General features: G+C 71.1%; 5 protein-coding genes. 1 reads left to right on the top strand and 4 read right to left on the bottom strand.

Features of this window, described 5'->3' with window-relative positions:
- Window positions 1–33 precede the first annotated feature (33 nt).
- The 4 genes from U9980_RS21685 to U9980_RS21670 form a co-directional block, all read right to left on the bottom strand.
- Complete coding sequence (locus tag U9980_RS21685) at window positions 34–390, bottom strand: VOC family protein (protein ID WP_322769608.1); 357 nt, start codon at window positions 388–390, stop codon at window positions 34–36.
- Between the two features lie 64 nt (window positions 391–454).
- Entirely contained in the window at window positions 455–1,324 is an 870-nt protein-coding gene (locus U9980_RS21680) for a hypothetical protein (RefSeq protein WP_322769607.1), read from the bottom strand.
- Window positions 1,321–2,820 (bottom strand): MBL fold metallo-hydrolase, encoded by a 1,500-nt coding sequence (locus U9980_RS21675; protein ID WP_322769606.1) that lies wholly within the window; start codon window positions 2,818–2,820, stop codon window positions 1,321–1,323. The genes U9980_RS21680 and U9980_RS21675 overlap by 4 nt, the downstream gene beginning before the upstream one ends.
- 89 nt (window positions 2,821–2,909) lie before the next feature.
- The gene (locus tag U9980_RS21670) at window positions 2,910–3,047 is read right to left on the bottom strand and encodes a hypothetical protein (protein ID WP_322769605.1); all 138 of its coding nucleotides are present in this window, start codon (window positions 3,045–3,047) and stop codon (window positions 2,910–2,912) included.
- A 188-nt stretch (window positions 3,048–3,235) separates the two neighbouring features.
- On the opposite strand from U9980_RS21670, the gene U9980_RS21665 reads away from it, so the two are divergent.
- Complete coding sequence (locus tag U9980_RS21665; protein ID WP_322769604.1) at window positions 3,236–4,606, top strand: hypothetical protein; 1,371 nt, start codon at window positions 3,236–3,238, stop codon at window positions 4,604–4,606.
- The last annotated feature ends 582 nt before the right edge of the window (window positions 4,607–5,188 follow it).

Here is a 5,188-nt window from a genome sequence, read left to right as displayed (position 1 = left end):
GCCGCGGATCGGCGTGCCGTCGGCTCGGTGGGTTCAGGGTCCGTCGAGGCCGACGATCGTTCCGAACGGGTCGGTGACCTGGCAGATGCGACGGCCCGGGGACACCCGGAGGGGGCCTCGGTGGTGGGTGCAGCCGGCGGCGAGTAGCCGGTCGCGGGCCACGTCCAGATCATCGACGGCCCAGTAGGCGACGGGTGAGCCGCCGCGTGGGTTGCGTTCGTCGTCGGCCTGGTGAAACCCGAACTCGATGCCGGCGACGGTCAGCCAGGCGTAGACCGAGTCCCCGTCGATGTCGAGGTGGATTTCCCGGCCGAGGACCCGCGCCCACCAGCGGGCGGATGCCTCCGGATCGTCAGCGAAGACCATGACGGTGGTGACGGGACCGAACACCGGCAAGTCTCTCCTCCGCAGCGCTGATCTCGAGAGGCTACCCATGCGGCACGGGTCCCGGAGGTCAGGAGTCGAGCCCGTGCAACGAGGCGAGCCCGGTGGCCGTCGCGAAGCCGGTCAGGGCCGCGATCAGGTCCCGATCGGCCCAGCGCGCGCCGGCCTGGCCCAGATGGTGGAGGTAGCGGCCCCGTACCCGGATTCCCGGACGGGGATGGTCCGCGTGGGCGGCCAGGTAGGCGAGCGTCACCACGTCCGGCAGCCCGGTCACGTCCGGGCGCAGCGTCTCGACGTCGACCAGCACGAGCGGGCGGTCTGCATCGCGGCGGACGTGGTCGGGTTTCAGGTCGAGATTGCCCAGTGGGACATGTCCCGGCCCGTGCGCGGCGGCGACGAGGCGCAGCATCCGCCGCCACGCCCGCGGATCGTCGGTCCAGCTCGCGTCGCCGTGCACCGCGGTGTCGACCCGCCACGGTGCCATCGCCTCCTGAATGGTGGTGTCCCAGCGCGCGGACGCGGTGTGGACGTGCGCCACGGTGGCGATCAGGTCGTCGAACACGTCCGGGTCGGCGAGGTTCGCCGTGTCGGGGAGGTAGTCGACGAGCAGGGTGCGTGCCCCGTCGTGGCTGTCCCGCAGCGTGGGAAGCACCCGCTCGGCGGTCAGGAGGTCGTAGGCGAGCCGTTCGGCGAGGTAGGCGGTCTCATCGGCGTGCCATTTGACGATCGTGTGTGGGGGGCCGCCGACGGTGAAGGTCGCAGACCGGTAGCGGGCGGTCAGGCAGCGCACCGGGCCGGCCGCGTCGGGATGGTGACGGCGGAGCAGCGCGCTGATCCGCGCGGTCGCGGTCTCCGGATCGGTAGGGAGCGGGTGAGTCAACCATCCGTCCGGCCGGAGCCGGGCCGCGCCGGCGAGCGGACCGGGGGCGACGGTGGTCATGGCGCGCTCGGCGTGGGCATTGGGTCCAGGCGGGCGAGGCTGTCGGCGTAGCAGCGGGCGGCCAGGTCCGGGCGCTGGTGTTCCCCGTAGACGGCGAACAGGGCGTAGACGGGGCTGTCGAGGCGTTCACCGACGTGCCAGCCCTGGTAGGAGCCGCCGATGATGTCCCAGATCTGGACCCGGCCGGTGAGGAGCGCGACGAGGTCCTGGTAGAAGATCTCGACTCCGAACGGGTAAAGGGCCATGGCCTCATCCCGGCTGGTCGTGGGCACGGGCACGAACGACGGGCCGCTGATGTCCCACGCGAAGGTGGTGACCTGTCCGGGCTGGCCGGGTGGGTTGAGGAGGCGCAGCACGAGCCGGCGGCCGTCGAGGGGACCGGTCAGGTAGTCGTGCAGGCCGGCGGCGAGGGCGCCAGTGCGGGTCGCGATGAGGTGGCGGGCCAGCCGGGGGAGCTCGTCGCCGACGAGGCGCCGCGCCGCGGGCCAGTCATCCGGTCGCGGCGCCGGCCCGATCGGGGCCGGGTCGACCGGCTGGGGGTCGGTGAGGAAGGCGTCGAGCGCGTCGAGTCCAGCGCGTTCGGCGGCGGTGTCGAGGGTGACCCAGCCGGCGGCGCGGGTGGTGATCGGCCCCCGGTCGGGGATGACGAGCTGGTCACCGGGCCGCGGGCCGTGGACCCGGAACAGGTGTTGCAGCGCGTTCGCGTACTCGGCGAGCGCGCGGTGATCGGCGTAGAGGAACGGGCCGTGCGGGGATCGAGGGGCGGTGAACCCGTTCCCGCACAGCGCGACGTCGGGGACCCCGTCGAGCGGTTCCAGGTAGTCGATCAGCAGGGTGTGCAGGGCCTGGATGCCGGTGGTCCGGTTGCGGGGCCGGTCGAGGCCGGGAAGCAGGTTGACGTCCGCGCCGAGCGCGCCGTACGGCACGGACTGGGTGTTGTTGGACACGACCGCCAGCCGCGGGATAGGCATGCCGCTGGCGTGGATCTGTTCGAGGTACAGGTCGGAGACGTCGGCATCGACGCCGATGAACACGTCCCGGTCGGTGCCCGTCTGGCGGACCACCGGCTGCACCACCCGGCTTTCCCAGAACAGGGTGCGTGCCCCGGCCGGGTACAGGAACACCTCGAGGTCGCCGATGACGATCGGCGCCTGGTGGTCGTGCCGGTGGACGGTGAACCCGAGCGTGCCCAACGCGTCGACGACCACGGCGGGCAGGGTGTTCCCGGTGTGGATCGGGACGGTCCGGTCGAGCAGGGCCAGCGACGCGAAGTGCAGATGGTCCAGGTGCTCGTGGGTCAGGATGATCGCGTCCGGGGCGGGCATCGCCTCGTGGTCGACGGTGCGCGGTGGCCAGATCGGGAAGTCGACGGCACCCGCGCCGAACGCCTGGCGCAGGATCGGGTCGACGAGCACGACCGTGTCGCCGGACTGGATGTGCCAGGTCTGGTGACCGACGAACGTCAGCACAACGGGCCCGGCGGAAGCGGAGGGCATCATGGCTCCTTCGAGAGAGCGGGGACGGCTGGAGGCCGCGCCAGCAGACGCGGCCCCCAGCACGCGGAGGTCGTCTGGCGGTCGGTCGTCTACCGGTGGTAGGCGACCAGTGCGGTGCTGGTCACACCGGTCCGGGCGAACGCGGCGACCCGCCGCTGGAACGCTTGGACGGCCGCCGCGGTCGGCACAACCGGGGCGGTGGTAGCCGGCGTCGTGGAGGTGTTCATGCGCGCGCTCCTTGAGAAAGGTCCCCGGGACGGCCCGTTGCCGCCCCGCAGGATTGCCCTGTTAGCAAAACTCGTCACGCGGGGCGGGACTACCCCCGACGGTTTCTCGTCGTTTTTCCTGTATGGCGCCATATCTCGCGAACCGGCATTATCGACGTGTACGCCGGGCGGACGAGAGGAAGCACCGGATGCCGCGCCCCCGAACCACGCCGATACGCAATCCCGAGCTCGCGGCGCTCATCGACCAGACCCATTCCACATATAGCGCTATCGCGGCCACCATCAACCGCGTGGGCAGCGAGAACGGCTCGACGGCGTACTGCTCCGCCGCGTCGTTAGCCCGCTGGCTCAACGGCGCGACCCCACTGTCAGGAATCATCCCCACGGTCGTGGAGGCGTTCGCCCGGCTCTTGGACCGGCCCGGCCTCACCCCGGCCGACCTCGGCTGGCAGGCCGGCCGCCCAGCCCGCGCCGCTCACCCCGACAACCCATGGCGCGGTGACCCCGTCGCGTGGGTCACCCGCCTGGGACGGATCGACATGCTCGATAGACGCACAGCGGTCGCCACCGGCCTGTACTCCCTAGCCGCGGCGACCATCCCCCTCACATCCGCAGACCACCCGGTCATCCACACCCGATCACCATCCCGCGTCGGTTCCGGCGACGTGGCCCGCGTTCGGGCCATGGCCGCCTGCTTCGGGGACATCGACGACCTCTACGGCGGCGGCCACGCCCGCACGGCCGTCGCCGCCTACCTCGTACACGACATCACGCCGCTCCTTCACGCCGCGGCCGGCCCAGTCAGACAGGACCTGTTCGCCGCCGCCGCCGAAGTCGCCTACCTCGCCGGCTGGATGGCGGCGGACGACCTGCGCCCCGGTCTCGCGCAGCGCTACTACATCCAAGCCGTCCGGCTCGCCGACGAAGCCGACGCGCCGATGATGCGCGCGACCGCGCTGCGCTCCCTCGCCTCCCAGGCCGTCGAGCTGGGTCACCCCTCCCACGGACTCGCCCTCGCCGACGCCGCCGCCGCCGCGCTCCACAGCCACGCGCCGGCCCGCACCCGAGCCTGGGTCACGGGAATGCAAGCCGAGGCGCTGGCCGCCACCGGACACGACCCGCGCCGCGCGGTCCAACTCCTGACCCGTGCGGAAACTGACCTCGAACACGCGGACAGCCCACCCGCCGTCGAGTGGATGGGGAACTACCGGCGGGAAGGCTACGAACATCAAGCCGGGTTGACGCTCCTGAACCTGGGTGATCTACCCGGCGCGGAAATGCACCTCGCCGCGTCCCTCGCCGCACGCAAACCAACAGAGCGCCGGACCCGCACACTGGTCGCAACCCGACTCGCGGCCACCCAGCTCCAACGCCACGACCCCGACGCGGCAGCCGCAACGGTACTGAGCCTCGCCGACGATCTGGCGGTGGTCCAATCAGCACGGCTACGTCGTGCACTCGGCCAGATCCGCAGCGGATGGCACGCCAACCGCGCGGACCCCACAGTCGCCGCCGCGGATCACCTGGCACGTACGGCATGCACCGGAATGGGAGCCTGACCTGCCGGTAGGAAACGGGGTCTGCTCGCGAACGGCTTGCGGCTTGGTCACCGTCGCCCGGCGTGGTGGTGGCTGAAGAGAGGCCCTGGCCGCCAATCGCGAAACGCCGACCAGCCTCCATGAGAACGGACGGTCCGAGGCACCCGCTGGCCAGATATCCCCAGAACTGGCCGTTCGCCGGCCAACTAGAATTGCCAGCGGCCAAGCTTACGCAGCCCCCACTGTAGGGATCGGGCGGAGATCGCGAATTCGCGCTGGCAGATCGCCGTTGTTGGCGAGTGCCAGCGGGCCGGGTGCGACCGTTGTTGGCCAGCGCTGGTGCCGCCAGGTGGTGGCACAGCGAGAGGCCACAACTCCGTGACCAGCGGATTCGCCGAGTATGTCGAGCCGTTCGCCAACTACTCGTCAACTATCCCGGTGAGTCGCCATCGCGATCCGATCCCTACACCCACCAGTCTACCCACCGGACAGCCCACCGGGCCACCCACCCGCCTACCTGTAAACATGGGTGGGCGGGTGGAACGATGCTGGCGCAGGTCAGACGGCGTGCGTCGCCTACCCAAGCGCTCCGCGACTTAATAG

Origin of the sequence: Protofrankia sp. Cr1 (genome assembly GCF_963555865.1) — a bacterium.
Classification (GTDB): domain Bacteria; phylum Actinomycetota; class Actinomycetes; order Frankiales; family Frankiaceae; genus Protofrankia.
This window is presented reverse-complemented; position numbering and strand designations above follow the sequence as displayed.

Bases quoted from the DNA above. Each gene is read 5' to 3' on its own strand.
- U9980_RS21665 (WP_322769604.1), top strand. From the start codon at position 3,236: ATGCCGCGCCCCCGAACCACGCCGATACGCAATCCCGAGCTCGCGGCG.
- U9980_RS21675 (WP_322769606.1), bottom strand. From the start codon at position 2,820: ATGCCCTCCGCTTCCGCCGGGCCCGTTGTGCTGACGTTCGTCGGTCAC.
- U9980_RS21670 (WP_322769605.1), bottom strand. From the start codon at position 3,047: ATGAACACCTCCACGACGCCGGCTACCACCGCCCCGGTTGTGCCGACC.
- U9980_RS21680 (WP_322769607.1), bottom strand. From the start codon at position 1,324: ATGACCACCGTCGCCCCCGGTCCGCTCGCCGGCGCGGCCCGGCTCCGG.